General features: G+C 40.0%; 26 protein-coding genes and 2 riboswitches. Of the genes, 14 read left to right on the forward strand and 12 right to left on the reverse strand.

The window, feature by feature from the left end; all coding sequences use genetic code 11:
* Positions 1-75 precede the first annotated feature (75 nt).
* Positions 76-699, forward strand: coding sequence for an MBL fold metallo-hydrolase (locus ACRYKC_RS13620; protein WP_433807267.1), 624 nt, complete (start codon positions 76-78; stop codon positions 697-699).
* 44 nt (positions 700-743) lie between these two features.
* On the opposite strand, the gene ACRYKC_RS13625 is transcribed toward ACRYKC_RS13620, so the two are convergent.
* Complete coding sequence (locus ACRYKC_RS13625) at positions 744-989, reverse strand: DUF2626 domain-containing protein (protein WP_433807268.1); 246 nt, start codon at positions 987-989, stop codon at positions 744-746.
* A 252-nt stretch (positions 990-1,241) separates the two neighbouring features.
* Between ACRYKC_RS13625 and ACRYKC_RS13630 the strand changes: the two genes are divergently transcribed.
* On the forward strand, positions 1,242-1,625 hold the full coding sequence (locus ACRYKC_RS13630) for a Spx/MgsR family RNA polymerase-binding regulatory protein (protein ID WP_433807269.1): 384 nt from the start codon (positions 1,242-1,244) through the stop codon (positions 1,623-1,625).
* 88 nt (positions 1,626-1,713) lie between these two features.
* On the opposite strand, the gene ACRYKC_RS13635 is transcribed toward ACRYKC_RS13630, so the two are convergent.
* The 7 genes from ACRYKC_RS13635 to comGA are packed head-to-tail and all read right to left on the reverse strand — an operon-like array spanning position 1,714 to position 5,576.
* Positions 1,714-2,079: a hypothetical protein gene (locus ACRYKC_RS13635; protein WP_433807270.1), complete on the reverse strand. Its 366-nt coding sequence runs from the start codon at positions 2,077-2,079 to the stop codon at positions 1,714-1,716.
* Positions 2,063-2,482: a competence type IV pilus minor pilin ComGF gene (locus ACRYKC_RS13640; RefSeq protein ID WP_433807271.1), complete on the reverse strand. Its 420-nt coding sequence runs from the start codon at positions 2,480-2,482 to the stop codon at positions 2,063-2,065. The genes ACRYKC_RS13635 and ACRYKC_RS13640 overlap by 17 nt, the downstream gene beginning before the upstream one ends.
* Entirely contained in the window at positions 2,469-2,798 is a 330-nt protein-coding gene (locus tag ACRYKC_RS13645) for a hypothetical protein (RefSeq protein ID WP_433807272.1), read from the reverse strand. Before ACRYKC_RS13645 ends, ACRYKC_RS13640 begins: the two co-directional genes overlap by 14 nt.
* Positions 2,785-3,222, reverse strand: a complete 438-nt coding sequence (gene comGD, locus ACRYKC_RS13650; RefSeq protein WP_433807273.1) for a competence type IV pilus minor pilin ComGD — start codon at positions 3,220-3,222, stop codon at positions 2,785-2,787. The genes ACRYKC_RS13645 and comGD overlap by 14 nt, the downstream gene beginning before the upstream one ends.
* Positions 3,223-3,228: 6 nt before the next feature.
* Positions 3,229-3,540 (reverse strand): competence type IV pilus major pilin ComGC, encoded by a 312-nt coding sequence (gene comGC, locus ACRYKC_RS13655; protein ID WP_433807274.1) that lies wholly within the window; start codon positions 3,538-3,540, stop codon positions 3,229-3,231.
* A gap of 19 nt (positions 3,541-3,559) precedes the next feature.
* Entirely contained in the window at positions 3,560-4,609 is a 1,050-nt protein-coding gene (locus ACRYKC_RS13660; RefSeq protein ID WP_433807275.1) for a type II secretion system F family protein, read from the reverse strand.
* A complete protein-coding gene (gene comGA, locus ACRYKC_RS13665; RefSeq protein WP_433807276.1) occupies positions 4,563-5,576 on the reverse strand; it encodes a competence type IV pilus ATPase ComGA in 1,014 nt (337 codons plus the stop codon). Before comGA ends, ACRYKC_RS13660 begins: the two co-directional genes overlap by 47 nt.
* A 100-nt stretch (positions 5,577-5,676) precedes the next feature.
* Between comGA and ACRYKC_RS13670 the strand changes: the two genes are divergently transcribed.
* Together ACRYKC_RS13670 and ACRYKC_RS13675 are read left to right on the forward strand one after the other, a co-directional pair.
* Positions 5,677-6,162 (forward strand): shikimate kinase, encoded by a 486-nt coding sequence (locus ACRYKC_RS13670; protein ID WP_433807277.1) that lies wholly within the window; start codon positions 5,677-5,679, stop codon positions 6,160-6,162.
* A 48-nt stretch (positions 6,163-6,210) separates the two neighbouring features.
* A complete protein-coding gene (locus tag ACRYKC_RS13675) occupies positions 6,211-6,396 on the forward strand; it encodes a YqzE family protein (RefSeq protein ID WP_433807278.1) in 186 nt (61 codons plus the stop codon).
* A gap of 20 nt (positions 6,397-6,416) precedes the next feature.
* Here the strand turns inward: ACRYKC_RS13675 and ACRYKC_RS13680 are convergent, their stop codons facing one another.
* Positions 6,417-7,232, reverse strand: a complete 816-nt coding sequence (locus tag ACRYKC_RS13680; RefSeq protein WP_433807279.1) for a YqhG family protein — start codon at positions 7,230-7,232, stop codon at positions 6,417-6,419.
* Positions 7,229-8,872 (reverse strand): DEAD/DEAH box helicase, encoded by a 1,644-nt coding sequence (locus ACRYKC_RS13685; RefSeq protein ID WP_433807280.1) that lies wholly within the window; start codon positions 8,870-8,872, stop codon positions 7,229-7,231. The genes ACRYKC_RS13680 and ACRYKC_RS13685 overlap by 4 nt, the downstream gene beginning before the upstream one ends.
* Before the next feature lie 172 nt (positions 8,873-9,044).
* Positions 9,045-9,131: riboswitch (glycine riboswitch) on the forward strand.
* Positions 9,132-9,134: 3 nt separating this feature from the next.
* Positions 9,135-9,229: riboswitch (glycine riboswitch) on the forward strand.
* Between the two features lie 67 nt (positions 9,230-9,296).
* On the opposite strand from ACRYKC_RS13685, the gene gcvT reads away from it, so the two are divergent.
* Genes gcvT through gcvPB form a run of 3 tightly spaced genes read left to right on the forward strand, consistent with a single transcriptional unit; the run spans position 9,297 to position 13,219 of the window.
* Complete coding sequence (gene gcvT, locus ACRYKC_RS13690) at positions 9,297-10,397, forward strand: glycine cleavage system aminomethyltransferase GcvT (protein WP_433807281.1); 1,101 nt, start codon at positions 9,297-9,299, stop codon at positions 10,395-10,397.
* 19 nt (positions 10,398-10,416) lie between these two features.
* Positions 10,417-11,766 carry an aminomethyl-transferring glycine dehydrogenase subunit GcvPA gene (gene gcvPA, locus ACRYKC_RS13695; RefSeq protein WP_433807282.1) on the forward strand — a complete coding sequence of 450 codons (1,350 nt, stop codon included), beginning with the start codon at positions 10,417-10,419 and terminating at the stop codon, positions 11,764-11,766.
* On the forward strand, positions 11,759-13,219 hold the full coding sequence (gene gcvPB / locus ACRYKC_RS13700; protein WP_433807283.1) for an aminomethyl-transferring glycine dehydrogenase subunit GcvPB: 1,461 nt from the start codon (positions 11,759-11,761) through the stop codon (positions 13,217-13,219). The genes gcvPA and gcvPB overlap by 8 nt, the downstream gene beginning before the upstream one ends.
* 64 nt (positions 13,220-13,283) lie before the next feature.
* Here the strand turns inward: gcvPB and ACRYKC_RS13705 are convergent, their stop codons facing one another.
* Positions 13,284-13,664 (reverse strand): rhodanese-like domain-containing protein, encoded by a 381-nt coding sequence (locus ACRYKC_RS13705; RefSeq protein WP_433807284.1) that lies wholly within the window; start codon positions 13,662-13,664, stop codon positions 13,284-13,286.
* A 373-nt stretch (positions 13,665-14,037) separates the two neighbouring features.
* Here ACRYKC_RS13705 and ACRYKC_RS13710 point away from each other — a divergent pair, with 373 nt between their 5' ends.
* From ACRYKC_RS13710 to ACRYKC_RS13720, 3 genes are all read left to right on the forward strand, one after another.
* Positions 14,038-16,611 carry a vitamin B12-dependent ribonucleotide reductase gene (locus tag ACRYKC_RS13710; protein ID WP_433807285.1) on the forward strand — a complete coding sequence of 858 codons (2,574 nt, stop codon included), beginning with the start codon at positions 14,038-14,040 and terminating at the stop codon, positions 16,609-16,611.
* Between the two features lie 143 nt (positions 16,612-16,754).
* Positions 16,755-17,189 (forward strand): transcriptional regulator MntR, encoded by a 435-nt coding sequence (gene mntR / locus ACRYKC_RS13715; RefSeq protein ID WP_085029555.1) that lies wholly within the window; start codon positions 16,755-16,757, stop codon positions 17,187-17,189.
* A gap of 82 nt (positions 17,190-17,271) precedes the next feature.
* Positions 17,272-18,159 carry a patatin-like phospholipase family protein gene (locus tag ACRYKC_RS13720; RefSeq protein ID WP_433807286.1) on the forward strand — a complete coding sequence of 296 codons (888 nt, stop codon included), beginning with the start codon at positions 17,272-17,274 and terminating at the stop codon, positions 18,157-18,159.
* Between the two features lie 15 nt (positions 18,160-18,174).
* Here the strand turns inward: ACRYKC_RS13720 and ACRYKC_RS13725 are convergent, their stop codons facing one another.
* Positions 18,175-18,576, reverse strand: coding sequence for an SA1362 family protein (locus ACRYKC_RS13725; RefSeq protein WP_433807287.1), 402 nt, complete (start codon positions 18,574-18,576; stop codon positions 18,175-18,177).
* A 410-nt stretch (positions 18,577-18,986) separates the two neighbouring features.
* Here ACRYKC_RS13725 and ACRYKC_RS13730 point away from each other — a divergent pair, with 410 nt between their 5' ends.
* The 4 genes from ACRYKC_RS13730 to efp are packed head-to-tail and all read left to right on the forward strand — an operon-like array spanning position 18,987 to position 21,657.
* Positions 18,987-19,502 (forward strand): YqhR family membrane protein, encoded by a 516-nt coding sequence (locus ACRYKC_RS13730; RefSeq protein ID WP_433807288.1) that lies wholly within the window; start codon positions 18,987-18,989, stop codon positions 19,500-19,502.
* Between the two features lie 50 nt (positions 19,503-19,552).
* On the forward strand, positions 19,553-20,008 hold the full coding sequence (gene aroQ, locus ACRYKC_RS13735) for a type II 3-dehydroquinate dehydratase (RefSeq protein WP_433807289.1): 456 nt from the start codon (positions 19,553-19,555) through the stop codon (positions 20,006-20,008).
* A complete protein-coding gene (locus ACRYKC_RS13740) occupies positions 20,005-21,066 on the forward strand; it encodes a M24 family metallopeptidase (protein WP_433807290.1) in 1,062 nt (353 codons plus the stop codon). The genes aroQ and ACRYKC_RS13740 overlap by 4 nt, the downstream gene beginning before the upstream one ends.
* Before the next feature lie 30 nt (positions 21,067-21,096).
* Entirely contained in the window at positions 21,097-21,657 is a 561-nt protein-coding gene (efp, locus tag ACRYKC_RS13745; protein ID WP_433807291.1) for an elongation factor P, read from the forward strand.
* Positions 21,658-21,728: the final 71 nt, after the last annotated feature.

The raw sequence follows: 21,728 nt of genomic DNA on the forward strand, positions 1-21,728 counted from the left end.
TATTTTATAGCATAAAAGGTAAATTGTCGAGTGATCTTAGATGATTTTATTAAATTACAGAGAGGTGTTCATCCATTGATTAAAATTTCTCGATTACCACTTGGTCCGATGGCCACAAACGCTTATATAATATATGAAAATAACCAAGCGGTCGTCATCGATCCTGGCGGAGATTTCAACAAATTAGATGCTTTCCTTAAGGAAAGAGAACTGGCTGTAAAAGCGATTCTTTTGACGCATGCACACTTTGACCACATTGGAGCGGGGGACGAAGTTAGACAGGCTTACAATGCGCCAGTATATATACACGAAGCTGAGGCGGATTGGCTATCAGATCCTTCTCAAAATGGCTCAGGATTATTCCAAATAGGAGAAATCAAAGCAGAACCTGCTGATTTTTTCTTTGAAATAGGACAAATGGAAATCTCAGGATTCTCATTTGAAGTTCGTCATACACCTGGGCATTCCCCTGGCAGTGTTTCCTTTGTATTTAGAAATCAAAGGTTTACGATAGCTGGAGATACTTTATTCCAACGAGGGATGGGCAGGACTGATTTGCCAGGAGGAAGTCGGGAAGAGCTCGAAAAGAGTATCGAGGAGCAGCTTTTCAGTCTCCGTAATGATATGCGTATTTATCCAGGGCACGGACTGCCAACAACAATTGAAGAGGAAAAAAGGGAGAACCCTTTCTTTATTTAAAAAATAAAAAAATCCTGTTATCCAATGAGGATAACAGGATTTTTTTAGTGACCACCGAAACCCGGTACCAGAATAAATGATGAATAGTACGTGAATCCAATCATGAAAACTGTCAAGTATGAGAAAAATATGTATACATACATACGTTCTGACAGTTTAAGGTAGCCAACAGTAAGGAAAAAAGCCGTTTGAACTAAAGATAATAATGCCGCTTCCATCATATCGCCTGCATAAAACATAACAGCGAAAATACCTGTCCAAAAGGCCAGCACTCTAAACATACGATCCATGCTTTTTCCCCCTCCTTTTTCATCGTTAAACTATCATTCATATTATAAACGACCTATAATTAAATGTAAATAAATCGATGAGTTCCTCCTGTGTTAAAGTAGAGGATCTATTCATTACCGTTCCCTGATTTTGTAGAAAAAACACGACTTAAATAAAAAAAGTTAAGAAATTGGGTTTAAAATATTGTACAAAGGTTATACATTAACTGTACAATATAAAATGTACTTAATCTTAATTAGGGAGCGTTGAAAATGGATGAATTAAAATTTTACAGTTACCCAAGTTGTACATCCTGTCGTCGAACAAAATCTTGGTTAAAGAGCCAAGGAGTAGAATTTAATGAGCAACATTTATTTCGGGAGACGCCTGACGTTGATGAACTAAGAAAGATTTTGTCTCTAACTACCCAAGGAATTGATGAAATATTGGCAACACGTAGTAAAGAATATAAAGAATTAGGTATAGATGTAGATGATCTCTCATTGAGCGAATTTTTAGATTTAGTGATAGAAAAACCGAAGTTGCTTCGTCGCCCCATCCTTACAAACGGTGAAAAACTTGTAGTTGGATACAATTTAGAAGGACTAAGAGCTATTACGAATAATCGAATGGAATATACAGCTAATATTTCATAAACAATTCAAAGAGGTAATAGATATGGCCAACTTTGCGACATAATAGGTATCGCCCCTTTATTTAAGTGGGAGCGATGCCTATTTTATTTTATTGATTTTTTACTTGATAATACATTTTTATGATTTTTGGATCTCTATCAATTGGTGTCAAACGCCATTCACATTCAATGGAGTCTTCCTGTTCTTCAATACATGAAACAATAGCTTTTCCGTCTGGTGTAGAGACGTGGAAGGGGGTATAGGCAGCCTCTGCATAGTTCTTGGACAATTCTTGTACAAATTGGGTTTCTGCAACTGATAGTAAATGCTGTTCTCTTATATGGGATTCGTACACCTTTGTTCCGATAATCTGGTTCTTGTATTGAACAAGTGAGCTGGACAGCAGAATAAATAAAAGAGCAGCTAATCCTGCTGCCCAAGGGAATATCATTCCTTTGTCATTGAACAGTTTCATAGTGAATCCTTTTTTGATAAGCTTCACCACCTTCTAATTCAACTTGAACAAGGAAATCAGAACCAGTTTGTTGGACTGTAAATAATTTTACCTTGGATAATAAACTTTCATGTCCTTTGCCACCTACTCTTTTTCTTACAATGTTTTGATACTGTTCGATGGTGATCGATCTATGCCTGGAATCAATTATTTGAAAACTGTTTCCCTCGACCGATGCTTCACGAGCATAATGAACTTCCTGCTGGATGAATATGAAAAACTGGCGTGCAGAGAGTTCTTTATAATACGAGGGGCCCTCAAGAGAATGTAGAAGAGGATAAGAAAGAGAAAGCATTACCATGAGTAGTGTCAGACTTATCATCGTCTCTGACAATGTGAACCCTTTATTGCTATTGAGGAGCATTAAGACAAACCTCCTTCTTTTCCCGATCAATGGATGTCCAGGCTGCACAACCTTTAATGAACTGGTTTTCTTTCTTGAAGACGATAGTGATATCATAATCATTTGAATCACTTATCAAATGGGGATAAGACGAAGGGGATTCAGATTGAAGCAGGAACTGATCGTGGAGAGTTGCGATGGCATACCTTTTAATTGCTAATTCCCTCTGTTCAAGACGAATCTCGATTAATGCTGGATAGAGAGTGAAGGCGATAATCATTATGATGCTAAAGGCTGCAACTGTTTCTGCAAAAGTGAATCCACTACTGTTTCTCAATATATAACCTGCTAGCTCCAAAAGGAAAGATGACTTTATAAGTAGAAGAAGGACTGTGAACTTTCATTGTGCCTGGTTTTGCTATGATTCCTCTGGCATTAAATCGAACTGGGTTCTCAAGGGTCATCAAATCAAACCTCCAATCTTTAGGGAATTCCCTAATGAATATGGTTTCTTTGTCTTTCGCATCATATAGAACATAATCATTTGAGCTTTGTCGGAAGTTCATCCAATAATAAGGGTGGTCTTGTACAGTCAATTGCTGGGCCAGCAAGACGTCTTCCTCCAGCTGATCGAAGAACGTTGAGGCTTCAACAGATAGGAACGTACGTAGATGAAGAGGGATGAGGCAGACAATTAAGATTGACCAGGCGGTAAGTACAATTAGAACTTCAGTGAGAGTATATCCATTCTTGTAAGTCATAACTTATTAATCAATAGGTGTGACAGCTGATACTTTTCCATCGCTGATTGTTAGTTCATCCCCATTTGGACATGTAGTGTCTTTTAAGTATCCCCCTGTAGTTAATTGCTCTATTGTTGGGTAAGATTTTTCTTCTAAATAATAAGCTTCTACCTGAGCTTCTGCTGTAACAATTAACGCTTCACATCCTTTTTCTCTGATGGTTTCATTATGCTTCGAGAGGTTGGGGACTGTAATAATCAAGAGCACGGATATAACAAGCAAAACGATTAACATTTCGATAAGTGTAAATCCTTTTTGGTTCATTAGTTTTCTCATGAGTAGGGCTCCTTAAGTTTTATATTTCTCCCATCCACTGATAGAGAGGAAGCATGATGGAAGCGTAAATACATATGACTATAACCGCGATGAGCATAAAAAACAAAGGCTGGATGAGCTGTAGCGTCTTGCTTGCTTTGTCGTTAAAGTATTCGATGAAAAAAGAAGTCAACATACTTAATTCATCTTTCAGTGTATAGGTGTCATTGGTATGGTGGAAAAGAGAAGTGAGTTCTTTTCTTAACAAAGGGCAGGAATGCATCGCTTGTCCAATGGTAGTCCCTTCTCCAAGTTCTTCGAGGATAAGCTTGCAATAATAAGAAAGGATTTCATACTTTTCATGTTCACTTATAACTTCCAAGGCTTCTTTTAGAGTTAAACCGGCTGTCAGAAGGGATTGGAGGTGTGTAGTAAAGAGGTAAGATAAATGGAACGAGTGGTAATATTGGATGAAGAACACTCTTTGGTAGAGCTTTAATTTTGTTTCAAGGGGAAGTCTAGGGATGACCAAAGGAAAAGTGATGCTGATAAACAAAATGACTAAACCTATGAAACCAAGTCCATTGATGAGATAATTAACTCCCATCATAAGCCATAAGGATTGTTGGTCGTCTTGGAAAAGTGAAAGAAAGTTAGGGAGGATGGTTTGTTTGATGATCGTAAAAGCTAGGAGGAGAAAAACGAATAACAGCAGAGGATAACGAAGCACTTGCATTAGTTTTCGCTGATAATCTCTTTTCATTTGCAAAAGCTGCTCGCACTGTTTAAATATAACCGGTAAATCGTGGTGTACCCTTCCGAAATAGAGGAAGTTAGTAATCATTGATGAAAATCTTGCTTTTTGGAAGGCTGTATCAATTTTCTCCCCTCTAACAAGGTACATAGATAGCTCATCAGCAATCGGTTTTAAGGCAGGATCCCAGCCGGTCATTTTCAGTGCGTTCAGTAAGGGGTATCCTTTTGATAAAATATGACTTAATCGGTGAAAAAATAAGGCTTGTTGTGGAGTGGACAGTATTTTTTCACGCCTTATTTGAAACTTTAAGATCCTCGATAAAACCGAGTGCATAAGCCTTCCTCCTTAGATCAGCAAACGATTGGAATCTCTTATGATTGTAAGGAGAACGATCTCCAACGGCACGTTCAAGCAGAGACCCGTCCAGCATCTCAAGGATTGCAGCTCGTTTTGGAAGAAAGGCATTTCCATGGATGGGAATCAATTGCTGAGCTGCAATGGCAATCAGTGTCTGTTCCAGATCGGCTTGTTGGATATTCATTTCTTTCAAGCGACGAATGGTTCCATAAGCATCTTTCGCGTGGATGGTACTGATAACCAGATGGCCGCTCAAGGCTGCCCTGAAAGCGAATTGAGCTGTAGATTGATCTCTTATCTCTCCGACCATAAGTAAATCAGGGTCATGGCGGAGTGCTGCCTTCAAGCCAGTGTCATAAGTGATCCCTGCGCGTTCATTGACTTGAACTTGAATAATGTTATTCAAATCTTTTTCAATAGGATCTTCCAGTGTAATGGCTTGAAAGGACCGTTGGTTCATCAGAGATTGCAGCAGGGCATATAATGTTGTAGTCTTCCCGCTTCCTGTAGGGCCTGTAAATAGGATCATTCCGCTTGCATGATTCAACCATTGCTCAATCCGTTTAATTTGTGTAGGAAATAAAAAGAGTTGTTCAAGTGGGGTATAGTTCATAGGAGAAAGGACGCGGATGGCCAAGCTTTCTGTTCCGGTAATAGGTAGAGTGGAAAGTCTTAAATCGAAAATCTGCTGGTCAGCTCTGTGCTGCATTGTACCGTTTTGAGGACGCTGAAGTTCACCAATATCCATCCCGGATTTGAACTTAAAATATGCTAAAAGTTTCTGGTAAAGTGGTAATGGAAGAGAAGAGTGGAAAATCCTTTCGCCATGAATGCGAAAATAAATACTTGCATTTTCTGAGTACGGGGAGAAGTGAATGTCAGAGGCGGTTTGCTGAATAGCGGAAATGAGTATGTCGTGGGCAAAGATTGCTATAGACTTCAAAAATAAGATCACCTCACTTTTTAGTTTTACAATAGTTTGTATTCGACATATTTTGATAATTTCCTTCTTTTTCTAAAAATATTTTTAAGGAGTGTATATAGTGATATTTTTAATTGGCTTTATGGGAAGTGGAAAATCAACTGTGGCTCATCAATTAAGTACAGACTTAGGCAGGCCCTACATAGAAATGGATGAGTGTATTGAAAAACAGGAGGGTTTATCAATTGCTGAGATGTTTTCCCAGTATGGAGAATCTTATTTTAGAGAGAAAGAAACAGAATTTCTAAAAAGTATTAATGAAGATGGCATTGTTTCAACCGGCGGAGGTGTTATTCTGTCAGAAGAAAATCGAGAGATATTGTCAGAAAATACGGTGGTTTATCTAAAAGCTTCCTGGCATACGATTCTTGAGCGGTTGGAAGAGGATACAAAACGTCCGCTTTGGAAAGGGGATTTGGAAGAGAAAGAGTCAAGGTTCAAAGAGCGCCTTTCTATTTATGAACGAACCGCGGATTACATCGTTGCTGTTGATAAAAAAACTCCAAAGCAAATTGCTCAAGAGATTGAGGCATGTCTAAAAGGTTAAAATCCCGTCCATACTAAGTGTAACTAGTATAGAAAAGAAGGGGATTTCATGGATCGTAATGACTATGTAAAGTATTTAACAGAGGAAATGGTCAAATATATGCAATTGTCAAAGCAGGAAAAAGAGCAGCGAAAGGCTGCAAAACCCTCCAAGAAGTCATCTTCCTATTGGTTTGGAATGATTCCATTAGCCTTAAAAATGATTCGTCGAAAAATGAAAACTTCCAATCACTAATTTTTAAAGCCGTTCAGATGTTAATGAACGGCTTTTTTATTTTGGAGGAGATTTTGACTGGTTAGCTGTGAAATGTAAAAGAGTCCTCCATTCACGACTTCTACTTGCACCCGGGGGAGATAGCGTTTATCGATTTGCTCTTGCTCCTTTGTAAAATAATCAAGCCCAATATCCTCTGATTCATAAAATGAATTCAATAGTTCTCTTTCCTCATCCATTTGATGCAAAGAGTCCTTAGCCCACTGGTCATCAAGGGTACTTAAATGATTTTCAACATATTGTTCAATTCTTTTATAAGCGCTAGAAATACCAATGACAGGTGTCATCGGAAACGTATAGTCCGAAACGGTGGAATGAAAGTCAATATCCCAAATACGCTCCATCATTCCTTTAAGCATCGTTCCGTGGATAAGATTCAGGCCAATAGAAATCCTCTCATCTTTTGCCTGCTTACCTCTAAAATGCAGTAATATATTTACGACCAGCCAAGGTGTCAAAGCTCTGTTCTCAACAGGCTGATCGATTGATTCGTATAAACGGGAGGTTTTCCCTTTAGTTATAGCTGTTTTATAAAGGGTGTGAAGCTTAGGTGTTCCTGCGTGGAGATAAATCCCTTTTTCCTCTGAACGATCAGTATGGGTGAAGGTCAATTGCATCGGTTCACCGGCACGTTTCATTTTTTTCATGTAATGCCAATAAAAAGGACGGTTCATAATCTCTTCGTCCATTTCACTAGTTAATTGGATTTTTAAGAAGGAATTGCTTTTTTCGACAACTGAACATCCGTACGAGATAAAGAAATTTTGGACAAAATCAAAATAAGGATTTTCGTTCAACTCGATTCCCTCTTTTCATTTATAGAGTATTCTACATAGCTCACGAGATTTTTCAGTTTAATATCGATCTCTCCCTGACTTTCAGACTGATGTAAAATCGATTGCACTTGCTGGTCAAACGAACCTCCAGGAATCTGCTCCAATATCTGATCCAAGTCACCCACTGCGTTTTTAAACATCTCAATTTTTTTATAAAGCATCTGCATGATGTGGTCTTCTATTGTTCCTTCAATGGCAAAATTGTAGATTTTAACGTCCTGCTCCTGGCCGAAACGATGAATACGTCCAATCCGCTGTTCCAATCGCATCGGATTCCAAGGAAGGTCGTAGTTGATCATTTGGTGGCAGAACTGAAGATTGATCCCTTCTCCACCGGCTTCGGTTGCAATCATTACTTGAGCTTTATTTTTAAAAAGCTGCTTCATCCAATCTCTTTTACTTTTATTGAACTTGCCGCTGAAAGGCACAGAGGAAATCCCGTGCTGTTGTAAGTACCATTGTAAATAAAACTGTGTGGCGCGATATTCGGTAAACACTATAAATTTATCATCTGATTTCTCTATAATCTCAACCATACGTTTGGCTTTAGCGTGATGGGGGAGTTTACCAAGATTCTCAATAAAATACTCATATAATTCTGCTTGCTGTCCATTCGCTTGAGCTTTCATTTGCTTTAGAGACATAAAGCAAGCCTCACGTGAAGAACATAGTTCTTTAGCCAGCGTAAGCCAAGTAAAGGAAGGGTGGTTGGATTTTAAGGTTTCTAATTCGCTGTATAGTTTCATCTCTTCATCTGTAAACGTCAATCGTTCATTTGTTACAAGACGCTTAGAAGAATCAAGACCCGTATCTTTTCTTCGGTTACGAATCATTACTTTTCCAACTAAGGAATGGATATGTTCAATGTTTTGATCTTTTTTCGCATCTGATTGATATTTCTTCTTAAACTGAGTGAGATTGCCGAGATAACCGGGTTTTAATATTGAAACAAGATTAAATAAATCACTTAACTTATTCTGTATCGGGGTTGCTGTTAATAATAAACAGTAAGTCTTCTTTAAAGATTGCACGAATTGGTAGTTCTTCGTTTGATGATTTTTCAGTTTGTGAGCTTCATCGATAATGATCAGATCATAGGATATTGATAAGATTTCTTCCTTATGGTTTTCCCGTTTAGCCATATCAATGGAAGTGACTGTAACGTCCCAATCTTTCCAGGCCGCTTGCTTCTTCCTGGGAGAGGCAGCCTGAATATAAAATTTTTCATTTAATTCTTGTACCCACTGATTTACAAGGGAAGCGGGAGTCAAAATTAAAATCTTACGTGCGATGCCTCGAATCATGTATTCCTTCATGATCAGACCCGCTTCTAAAGTTTTTCCGAGCCCGACTTCATCTGCAAGTATGGCTCTTCCGTTCATGTGGTGAACGACTTTTTCAGCAGCGTTAATTTGATGCTCTAAGAAATTGACGTGTGGCAAGTGATCTAATGCTAGTAAACCATCGAATCGCGGGACAGTGTTATAACCTGCTGCCTGATAGGCAAGCCGAAAACCATCCCAATTGGACAGTTTTTCAGGATGGTCAAGGTCATTGGTCAGCGCACGAATGAATGCTTTATCATGTTGAATTTCGATCATATGCATAAACCCCTATCGATTCTGTGTATTCATGTGCAAAAATTGAGAATTATTGTAGAATTACATGTCAAATTCATTATCCCCTGTGATATAATGAACGGGAATAATGAAGAGTAAATCCATGCGTTATCAGTTAGTATGTCCAACTGAAACTTAGAAAATACGAAAGCGAATGACTGCAGGGGGAGAGACTACACTTGTAGCGCCGAAGGAGCAAGCACATTGCGAATCTCTCAGGCAAACAGACCTCTGTAGGACGCAACTCTGGAGAGAGTTTACATCAAGTAAACCACCCAAGAAGCAAGCGGCTTCATTAGTTGTATGACGGTCGTGAAACTTTCTGGTGAACGGACAGAGACTCCCGTAAATGACGGTGGAGTCTCTTTTTTTATAGGAATAATAAGTCTTGAAGGAGTGATTTAGGATGTCCGATCTAAAACGAACACCGCTTTATCCTGAATATGAGAAGCTTGGAGCTAAAACGATAGATTTCGGAGGCTGGGACTTGCCAGTGCAATTCTCTAGCATTAAAGAGGAACATGAAGCAACGCGAAGCCGTGCAGGGCTGTTTGATGTTTCTCACATGGGAGAAGTAACGGTTAAAGGGACAGATAGTCTAAGTTTCCTGCAAAAAATGCTTACAAACGATGTGTCCAAACTAGAACCAGGTAAAGCGCAGTATACAATTATGTGCTACGAAGACGGGGGGACCGTCGATGATTTGATCGTTTACCAATTAGAAGTAGAGAACTACTTGCTTGTCGTGAATGCTGCGAATCGAAAGAAAGATTCTGATTGGTTGAAAGAGCATGCTGAGGGTGACGTTCAGTTAGAAGATGTATCTGATGAGTATGTACAGCTCGCTCTTCAAGGTCCTTCAGCTGAAGAAACATTGCAATTGTTAACAGATACAGATTTATCCACGATCAAATTCTTCCGTTTTAAATCTGACGTCCAATTCAAAGGTGTAAAAGATGGAGGCATCGTATCTCGTACTGGATATACGGGTGAAGATGGTTTTGAAATTTATTTGCCTTCCCGCTCGGGTGCAGATCTTTGGCAGGCAATTTTACAGGCTGGAGAGTCAAAGGGAGTCCAGCCAATTGGGCTTGGCGCTCGTGATACACTGCGGTTTGAAGCAAATCTTGCCCTGTATGGTCAAGAACTCAGTAAAGACATATCACCAATTGAAGCTGGCTTGAATTTTGCTGTCAAAGTAAATAAAGAGGAAGATTTTATTGGTAAAGAAGTGTTAAAGAAGCAAAAAGAAGAAGGTCCTTCCCGCAAGCTGGTAGGAATTGAAATGATTGATAAAGGCATTCCCCGAACCCATTATGAGGTTCTGGATGGTGATGAAAAAGTTGGCTTTGTGACAACAGGCACACAGTCCCCTACGCTTGGGAAAAATGTCGGCTTAGCACTGCTCAACAAAGAGTATACAAAAATAGGGACAGAGGTAACGGTACAAGTCCGTAAAAGGAAGCTTAAAGCTAAAGTTGTAGCTACACCTTTCTATAAACGATAAGAACTGGGGGGAAGCACGAATGGAATTTCGCTATTTACCAATGACGGATCGAGATAAAAAAGATATGTTGAAACGCATCGGTGTTCAGTCATCTGAGGAATTGTTTTCTGATATTCCAGAATCTATCCGATTTAAAGGTGATTTGGATATTAAAGAGCCAAGAAATGAGTTTCAATTGACGAAAGAATTAACCGAACTTGCCGCTCAGAATGTAAATTTGAAAACACACACTTCATTCTTAGGTGCTGGTGTTTATGATCATTACATCCCATCAATTGTAGATCACGTTATCTCAAGATCAGAATTTTACACAGCTTATACACCTTACCAGCCGGAAATTTCTCAGGGTGAACTGCAAGCAATTTTTGAGTTCCAGACGATGATTTGCGAATTGACTGGCATGGATGTTGCAAACTCTTCCATGTATGACGGAGGAACAGCTCTAGCAGAAGCGGTTAACCTTTCCGCAGGTCAAACAAAAAAGAAGAAGGTGTTGGTGTCTAAAGCCATTCATCCGGAATCATTAGCGGTCATTCATGCTTATGTCAAAGGACCTGGGGTAGAGGTAATTGAAATAGATCATAAAAACGGTCTCACAGACCTTGTGCAGCTTGAAAAGGAATTGGATGATAGTACAGCTAGTGTTGTTATGCAGTATCCTAATTTCTTTGGACAGATTGAGCCTCTTGATCAAGTAAGAACGCTCGTTGACTCTCAGAAAAAAGCAATGTTGATTACATCCAGTAATCCACTTGCCCTGGGTTATCTTACTCCGCCGGGGGAATTTGGCGCGGATATTGTTGTGGGAGATGCTCAAGTGTTTGGCATTCCTGCTCAGTTTGGCGGGCCTCATTGTGGTTATTTTGCAACTACAAAAAAGCTCATGCGTAAAGTACCAGGGCGTCTTGTGGGTCAAACGGTGGATGAGGATGGCCGTCGTGGTTTTGTATTGACCCTTCAGGCACGTGAACAACATATTCGTCGTGATAAAGCAACATCCAACATTTGTTCAAACCAGGCTCTAAATGCTCTTGCCTCTTCTGTTGCTATGTCATCACTCGGTAAACAGGGAATTAAGAAAATGGCTTGGATGAATATTCAGAAAGCCACCTATATGAAAAAGCAATTGACTGCAAATGGTTTTGAAGTTGCGTTTGAAGGCCCATTCTTTAATGAGCTGGTAGTTACAATCGGAAAAGATGTCACTCAATTAAACAGTCATTTACTTCAAAAAGGTTTCATTGGCGGGTATGACCTTGGTCAGACACACGATGAGCTCAAAGGTCATATGCTCATTGCTGTAACAGAGATTAGAACTAAGGATGAGATTGATCAATTTGTTAAAGAATTGGGGGATATTCATGACTAATCAGGACTTTCCATTAATTTTTGAACTCAGTCAAGAAAGTCGTACAGGATTCAGCTTACCTGATTTAGATGTACCTGAATCTGATGTGGACAGTATGATTGGCTCTAGTTTCATTCGTAAAAGTGAACCAGATTTACCTGAAGTCAGTGAGCTTCAGATTATGAGGCATTACACGGCTCTTTCAAAAAGGAATCATGGTGTTGATTCTGGTTTCTATCCCCTCGGTTCATGTACGATGAAGTACAACCCTAAAATGAACGAAGATGTCGCGCGCTTAGCAGGCTTTAGTCATATTCATCCTTATCAGTCAGTAGAAACTGTACAAGGGGCGCTACACTTGATGTATGACCTTCAAGAGTCACTGACTTCTATTACGGGAATGCAAACTGTTACTCTTCAACCTGCCGCCGGTGCTCACGGAGAGTGGACGGGATTGATGATGATCAGAGCTTATCATGAAGCAAATGGTGATTACGAGCGGACTAAAGTGATCGTACCGGATTCAGCACATGGAACCAACCCTGCATCTGCTACTGTTGCTGGTTTTGAAGCTGTCACTGTTAAATCAGATGATAGAGGTTTGGTGGACTTAGATGATTTGAAGAGGGTCGTCGACCACCAGACAGCTGCGCTAATGCTGACTAACCCAAATACATTAGGTCTTTTTGAAGAGGACATTGAAGAAATGGCAGCAATTGTGCATGGTGCAGGTGGGAAGTTGTATTATGACGGCGCAAATCTTAACGCGATTCTCGGGTATGCACGACCTGGGGATATGGGGTTTGATGTCGTTCACTTGAACCTTCACAAAACCTTTACAGGACCACATGGCGGAGGCGGTCCAGGGTCAGGACCGGTAGGGGTGACAGCTGAATTAGAACCGTATTTACCTAAGCCAATTTTAACTAAGAAGAATGAGCAGTATGTATTTGATTATGATCGACCTAAGTCGATCGGACGGGTCAAACCCTATTATGGCAACTTTGGGATTAATGTTCGTGCCTATACCTACATCCGAACAATGGGGCCAGAAGGATTGAAGAAGGTTAGTGAATATGCCGTTATTAACGCGAATTACATGATGCGCCGTTTACAGGAAGAGTACGACCTTCCATTTGATCGTCATTGTAAGCATGAATTCATCCTATCTGGTAAGCGTCAAAAGAAACTTGGTGTACGTACGTTGGATATTGCCAAACGTCTACTCGATTTCGGCTACCATCCGCCTACCATCTACTTCCCAATTAACGTAGAAGAAGCACTTATGATCGAGCCGACCGAAACGGAATCGAAAGAAACGTTGGATGCGTTTATAGACGCTATGATCCAAATCTCTGAAGAGGCAAAAGAAGACCCTGAAAAGGTTCAGGAATCTCCGCATACGACTATTGTGAGTCGTATGGACGAGACATTAGCTGCTCGTAAACCTGTTTTGAGGTATTCAAAAGAGTAATAAGCAAAAAGATCGAAGCTCAATGAGAGCTTCGATCTTTTTGTGTTCATACAGGGTTGACGATCTATTTTTTGGATTTGATTTTCCCTGTCCATTTCTTAAATCCGCCTTGCAGGACATTTAAATCATCATAACCTTTTTTATTTAGGAGCATTGCAGCACGTGTCGACCGTGCTCCACTTTGGCAATATAAATAGACCGGCTTGTCTTTACGGATTTCAACCAGACGATTGCGCATTTGAGAAACTGGTATGTTCCGTGCTCCAAGAATATGACCACCGTCAAATTCATTTGGCTCTCTTACATCGATTAACTGGGCTTTTCTGTAGCCCTGGCGAAACTCCTCTTCCGTAAGTGTTTTCATAATTTTTCTGGCTTTGAAGAATCTATACAAACCGAATACTACTAGTAGAACAGCAGCTCCAATCAAGATCCATAATTCCATCACAGTTTCCCCCCATTTCTCTCTTCCTTAATCTATTATAGGAGGGAATGGTCAGCATTTCAAAAAAAATTTTCTGTGTACATATATTTTGACTCTCGTCCTGTTGCGGTTTTAAACTAGGCAGATGGTGCAACCGATAAAAAAAGTAAACAGAATGATAAAATGATGTTTTTTCTTTCATTATCTTCAGTTCTTTATGATATCCTTAGGATTATCTGATTGACAAGTTTCTACATATTCGTTCAAAAACACAATATATAGAAAAACTTATTATATCAAACACAATATATTGATTAACTTTTTGTATATGTGGTATCTTACTAGTATTAAGATACTTAATGATTGATTTTTAAGTGTAAGGGAGAGGTTTACAATGCAGACGACTACATCCAGTGACGTCCATACAAAAATTAATTTAGAACGGTTGAACGCCGATATCCGTCAGTTTCCTCAAGTTCATGAGATTACTTCTGATATGTCAATTACCCATAAAGGGGTATCAAGACTGGTCATGCTTGACCGTTATGCTTTTAAAGACACAGAGAAACTTACACTTTCAGAAGGCGATTTTGTCGTTCTGACGGTAAAAGATGATCCTAAGTTTCCAGCGCGCGGTTTCGGTTTTATACAATCAATTGACTGGCAAAAACACGAAGCTGTCGTAAAAGTTGAGAACGAATTCGTAAACGTCCTTGATCGTGAGGAAGAAAGGGAAACAGGGCTAATTACACGAAATCTTGATACGATTGACAAACCATTGGAAGTATTTTACGAGCAAATTGCACTAAGGAATGCCACAGGACTTGCTGAGGTAGAAGTAGACCCAGAGAAAAAAGATCAGAGCTTCAAAGATTTTTATGAAGAGCTCTCTAATTTGAATTTCATACCTGCAGGCCGTGTACTTTATGGAGCAGGCTCGAACACGGACGTGACTTACTTCAATTGCTACGTAATGCCTTATATCCAGGATTCAAGAGAAGGGATATCCGATCACCGTAAACAAGTGATGGAAATTATGTCTCGCGGCGGCGGAGTAGGGACGAATGGTTCAACTCTAAGGCCACGTAATACTCTAGCCAGAGGGGTAAATGGAAAATCTTCCGGTTCTGTTTCCTGGCTTGATGACATTGCAAAACTGACTCACCTTGTCGAACAAGGGGGATCAAGACGTGGAGCACAAATGATAATGCTAGCAGACTGGCATCCAGATATCATTGAATTCATCATCTCTAAAATGCAAAATCCGAGAATTCTCAGGTTCCTTATCGAAAACACGACTGATGAACAAATTAAACAGTTAGCACAAGATAAATTGAAGTTCACCCCTCTTACGGAGACAGAAAAAGATTTGTATCAAAGTGTAATAAACTATAAACATATGCCTGGTCTGGGCGGGTTCACAGAACAAAGCCTTCAGGAGGCAGAAGACAAGTTGAACACAGGCGGTAATTATACCGTTCATAACCCTGAGTTCCTTACCGGTGCAAACATCTCAGTATGTATTACAAAAGAATTCATGGATGCTGTTGAGAATGACACTGAGTATCATCTTCGTTTTCCAGATGTAGAAAACTATACAATGGATGAGATGGACATCTACAATGAAGAATGGCAACAGAGCGGAGATGTTCGTGAGTGGGCGGAGCGTGGGTTCGGCATTCGAACTTACCGCACAGTAAAGGCGAAAGAATTGTGGAATTTGATTAATATTTGCGCCACATATTCTGCTGAGCCAGGGATCTTTTTCATCGATAACGCGAACGAGAAGACTAATGCAACGGCTTACGGGCAAAAAGTAGTTGCAACAAACCCATGTGGAGAGCAACCGCTAGCTCCATATTCGGTTTGTAATCTAGCTGCGGTCAATTTAGCTTCCGTTGCCGATAAGAAAAACAAATCCATCGATTTTGATAAATTAAAGCATACTGTTCGAACAGGCGTCCGTATGCAGGACAACGTAATTGATGCGACGCCGTATTTCCTGGAAGAAAACAAAGTACAGGCATTAGGAGAGCGTCGTGTAGGACTAGGCGTCATGGGCTTGCATGACCTTCTCATTTATACGGAGACAGAATATGGATCGGAAAAAGGAAACCAATTGGTTGATCAGATCTTTGAAACGATCGCGACAACAGCCTATCGTGCTTCTATTGACTTAGCAAAAGAAAAAGGAAGTTTTCCGTTCCTGGTGGGAGAAACAGAAAAGGAAACATTCAAACTTCGAGAAGATTTCATTAATACTGGATATATGAAAGAAATGCCAGAAGATATCCGAGAAGGCATCCTGGAACACGGAATACGTAATTCACACTTGCTTACAGTAGCTCCAACAGGGAGTACTGGAACAATGGTGGGTGTAAGTACAGGTCTCGAGCCGTATTTCTCTTTCTCTTATTACCGAAGCGGGCGTCTCGGGAAGTTTATAGAAGTTAAAGCTGACATTGTGAAGGAGTATTTGGATGAACACCCTGAACAAGATCCAAATCAGCTTCCAGAGTGGTTTGTGACTGCGATGACAATGTCACCTGAAGCCCATGCAGATACCCAATGCATTATTCAGCGTTGGGTTGACAGCTCTATATCAAAAACTGTCAATGCACCAAAAGGGTATTCTGTCGAACAAGTTGAGCAGGTATATCAGAGACTATATCGTGGCGGAGCTAAAGGTGGAACGGTATATGTAGATGGCAGCCGTGACAGTCAGGTTCTATCTCTTAAAGCAGAGGAAAATGATTTCGAAGGTGAACAGACAACCTTTGAATTTGAAGAAGATAGGAAACCGAGAGTCGTTCTTATGGACACTGTTCACGAACTGGAAAAGACGAAAGTGACCATTGGTTCAGAAGTGGGAGATACTTGTCCAGTTTGTAGAAAAGGAACTGTAGAGGACATTGGTGGATGTAATACATGTACGAATTGTAATGCTCAACTGAAATGTGGACTATAATTTCAAAAGCAAACAAGACATCAGACCTGATAAGGTCTGGTGTCTTCCTTTTTTAGCAGTAGCTTTCTTGTCACAGCGAAGAAACTAGTGTATGATTTTTTATGAAAGAACCTACATAGGACAGGTTATATTGGGGGTTTATCATGCCGACACCAAGTATGGAAGATTATATTGAGCAAATTTATATACTTATAGAAGATAAGGGCTATGCTCGTGTTTCTGATATCGCAGAAAACCTACAGGTCCACCCGTCTTCTGTTACAAAGATGGTCCAGAAATTAGATCGTGATCAGTATTTGAATTACGAAAAGTACAGAGGGCTAATTTTGACACCAAAAGGGAAAAAAGTAGGCAAACGTCTTGTCTACCGCCATGAACTTCTAGAACAATTTTTAGAAATCATCGGTGTGGACCATGAGAACATATATGATGATGTGGAAGGTATCGAGCACCACTTGAGCTGGAACTCAATAGACAGGATCGGTGATCTTGTTCAGTATTTCGATGAACAACCGAAGCGGGTCGATGCATTAAGGGAAATCCAGCAAAAAAATGAAGAACAAAATAGCGAAGAATAAGGACGCATATGGATGCGTCCTTTTTTACGTGTTCTAATTCAAACTTCACCTGTTTATAAATGAAATAAGTGGGGTGAGTAAAATGAAGGTTGATGGCGTTTTTTCGGGTGGTGGTGTAAAGGCACTCGCTTTTATCGGCGCTATGGAAGAGCTTGAAGATCAAGGATACACGTTCGCTCGAGTAGCCGGGACATCAGCAGGAGCTATCTTAGCGTCCCTTACTGCAGCTGGTTATACCGCTCCAGAACTAAAGCAGAAATTAAAAACGCTCTCTTTTGAAAAGCTCGTCGATATTCCTTTTACAGAACAGCTGCTCCCTTTTATGAAGTGGTTAATGCTCTACTATCGTTTAGGACTATATAAAGGAAATCGATTAGAAGCTACATTGGAGAAGTGGCTGGAAGAGAAAGGTGTCCGAACGTTTGCCGACTTGCCAAACAACTCCCTGAAGATTATCTGCTCTGATTTAACCCTCGGACGTATTGTTGTTCTCCCCGATGATCTCAAACGTATCTATGGAATTGACCCTGCTACATTTTCAGTAGCAAAGGCTGTTCGTATGAGCTCAGGACTCCCATATTTTTTTATTCCGGTTAAAATCCATGGGAAAAAAGGTAAGTCAGTTATTGTAGATGGAGGCGTTTTGAGTAACTTTCCAATTTGGATATGGGAAACGAAAGGGATTTGCCGAAAACGTCCTATAATTGGAATGCAGCTAAGCGATCCTCCGGATAAGCTCCCTGAAAAGAAAATCCGCAATGCTATTCAAATGTTCCATGCTTTATTTAAGACTATGCAGCAAGCTCATGATGCGAGGTATATTTCACCAAAGTCTAGTAAAGACGTGATATTCATACCTGTAAAGGGGGTTCAAACGACAGATTTTAATATGAGTCCGAAAGAAAAAGAATACCTTATGGAAATAGGAAGAGAACACGCTAAAGAATTCCTGCAAAGATGGAAAAAATAAAAAAATCGAGCCGGCTTAGAAAGTGGCTCGATTTTTATGTTTGTCTTTGTTTCCTTCAATGACTCTTAAGTGAGGAGCGCTTGAGCGCTTACGAGTCTTTTTACCTACAGGTGAAGGCTTTACTTTCGGTTTTGCCATACTGCTTTTTTTGATAGTCGGTGCTGGCTGTTTGTATTTTTGTTTCGATTGTTTCACAGCTTGCTTGTATTTTTTCATCTCGGTACGGTTGCCTCCGCCCCCGAAACCTCGATTTCTAAGAAACAAGAAGTAAATGGCTCCATATACCAATGCAGCAATCCCAATCATCATTGCAATTGAGGATAGAAAGCTTGATGTGTTTGTAAACAACTGAATTCCTACGTATAGCAAGGCAAGGGCAAAAAGTGTATAGATGATAGGAGTCATCCAATTACGCATATTATAGTTCCTCCCTTCTTGAAAGTCATCATCAAATATGTCTTATTACTTATATACCACTAAATCTTTTTTTATATCATACTCAAGAACATTTATAGAGCTTTTTCGACAACTTGCTTAGTGCCTGAGTAGTTTTATTATTTATGCTTGAAGCACCCATGTTCTTTTAGAGTCTTTCCGTTTTTTCTAGGATTATGCAAAACTATGATGTTTTAGTCTATGTGGATGATGTTATCAAAAGCTCAACCGGTCTTTCTAAACGATACCATTTTAAGGGGAATATTAAACACGTAATAAAGCTGAGCTTTCTTTTATTTTACCTCAAAACTGCCCCTATAACTAGCGATAAAATTGTCGATATTAGCATGATTTTTATAGGTTGGTAAATGCTAAGTGATGAGGTGATATAGATGACAGATCAGCCAAAACAACAAAACCAGCAAGAACCAAAACAAAGCGTTTTTACAAAAGCACTGATCACTGGTTTTACGTCCGGCATTCTATGGAGCGGGCTAGCGACCATTGCGTATTATTTTAACTTTACTGAGGTGTCTCCAGCGTCGTTTCTATTTCGGTCTTACTTGCAGACAGAATGGACAGGGACATGGCTTGCCGATGTGCTTGCAATTCTCATAGTAGGTATTTTGTCCCTGGTAAGTGCGATTATTTATTACATGCTCCTAAAGACCAAGAACGGTATATGGCCAGGCCTTGTTTATGGATTAGTCTTATGGGCGCTTATTTTCATCGTCCTTACACCTTTGTTTCCTGCAATCCCAGCATTCTTAGATTTGAATAGCGACACGTGGGTAACAACCGGGTGTTTGTTCATTTTATATGGTGTATTTATAGGGTATTCCATTTCGTATGAATACAGAGAGTTCAATGAGACTGCGAAATCGTATTCAAACGAGCAAGGAGTATGATAAACTGAAGGTGAATAGCAATTTCAAAAAGGTGGGGAGCGCAAGGCAGTATGAAGCGACTTTTATTGATCAATGGTCCAAATTTAAACATGTTAGGGAAAAGAGAGCCTGACAAATACGGCCGCCATACCCTCAAGGATGTTGTCCGCCTTGTAAAAGATACAGCTTGGGAACAAGGGTATGAAGTTGAAGCTTATCAATCGAATCATGAAGGAGATCTAGTAGATCAGATTCAGAGTGCTGTAGGTCGTGCGGCAGGAATAATTATCAATCCTGCTGCTTATACTCATTCGAGTATTGCCATGAGGGATGCGGTTAGTGCTATATCGGTTCCAGTTATCGAAATTCACATATCGAATGTGCACAGCCGGGAGGAATTCCGCCATCATTCAATGTTAGCACCAGTATGTTCAGGGCAGATTGTAGGCTTTGGAATAGATGGATATCGTTTAGCCACCCTCGGTTTAATTAAGAAGATAGAGGATGAAGGGAGAAATGATTCATGAGTAAGTTGGAGAGTTTACGCAAAGCGATCATGACAGAAGAACTGGATGGTCTACTAATCATGAGTCCTAAAAATCGGCGTTACATTTCAGGATTCACCGGTTCATCCGCTGCATTATTGATTACGAACAAGGAAGCAAAATTAGTTACAGATTTTCGCTACACTGGTCAAGCAGCCGAGCAAGCAAAAGAATTTGAAGTGATTGAACACAAGAATCCTATGCATAAGGAAATCTCGAATCAGGTAGAGAAACTAGGCTTAAAACGAATTGGCTTTGAAAAAAATCATGTTACATATAATACGTATGAGCAATATAATGATGAATTGAGCGCAGAACTAGTACCAACTGCCGGTCTTGTGGAAAAGTTACGCTTGATTAAGACGGATGAGGAGATTAGTATATTAAAGGATGCAATAAAAATAGCAGATGATGCATTTGAGCATATCCTTGGCTACATAAAACCAGGCATAAAAGAAATTGATGTATCCAATGAGCTAGAGTTCTTTATGAGAAAGCAAGGAGCCACTTCTTCCAGTTTTGATATCATTGTAGCCTCAGGCTATCGCTCAGCTCTACCACATGGAGTTGCTTCTGAGAAGGAAATCCAAGCTGGTGAGCTTGTGACTCTTGATTTCGGTGCCCTTTATAAAGGTTATTGTTCGGATATTACGAGAACTGTTGCCGTTGGAGAAATCAGCGATGAGCTCAGAAATATCTATAATACTGTTCTAGAAGCCCAGTTAAAGGGTATGGAAGGGTTAAAGGCAGGTATTACTGGGATAGAAGCGGATGCATTGACTAGGGATTATATTAAAGAAAAAGGATATGGCGAATACTTTGGTCACTCTACCGGTCACGGAATCGGTCTGGATGTGCATGAAGGTCCAGGATTATCGTTCCGTTCCGACCAGCGGTTAGAGGAAGGAATGGTTGTCACTGTAGAGCCGGGAATTTATGTGCCTAATGTAGGCGGATGTCGTATTGAAGACGATGCCCTTATTACCAAAGAAGGAAATGAACGTCTAAGTACATCCACCAAAGAATTGATCACGTTGTAAGTTGTAAAAGGAATTAAGGAGGAATATTTGATGATATCAGTAAACGATTTTCGAACAGGTTTAACGATCGAAGTAGACGGAGGAATTTGGCAGGTTATGGATTTTCAGCATGTGAAACCTGGAAAAGGGGCTGCTTTTGTCCGTTCTAAATTGCGTAATCTTCGAAATGGAAATATCCAAGAGAAAACTTTCCGTGGAGGAGAAAAAGTAGAGCGTGCTCATATTGAAAACAGAAAAATGCAGTACCTTTACGCTAATGGAGATATGCACGCTTTCATGGATATGGAAACCTTTGAACAAGTGGAAATCCCTTCTGCTTTAATTCAAGAGCAGTTGAACTATTTGAAGGAAAACATGGAAGTGCAAATCCAGTCCTATCAAAGTGAGACCATCGGTGTAGAACTACCTAAAAATGTGGAACTGGAAGTTGTAGAGACAGAACCAGGAATCAAAGGTGATACCGCTAGCGGTGGCACAAAACCTGCAACACTTGAAACAGGATTGATCGTCCAAGTACCTTTCTTCATTAATCAAGGAGAAGTTCTTGTGATCAGTACAACAGATGGAAAATATGTTTCTCGTGCAAATTAATAGAGTACACGAATAAGCTCGCTCCCTTTATGGGAGCGGGCTTTTTTTAATAGAGCTCTTATAAATTCTAT

The sequence above is a fragment of the Halobacillus sp. A1-3 genome (assembly GCF_050971765.1).
In the GTDB taxonomy this organism is placed as follows: Bacteria; Bacillota; Bacilli; order Bacillales; family Halobacillaceae; genus Halobacillus; species Halobacillus mangrovi_B.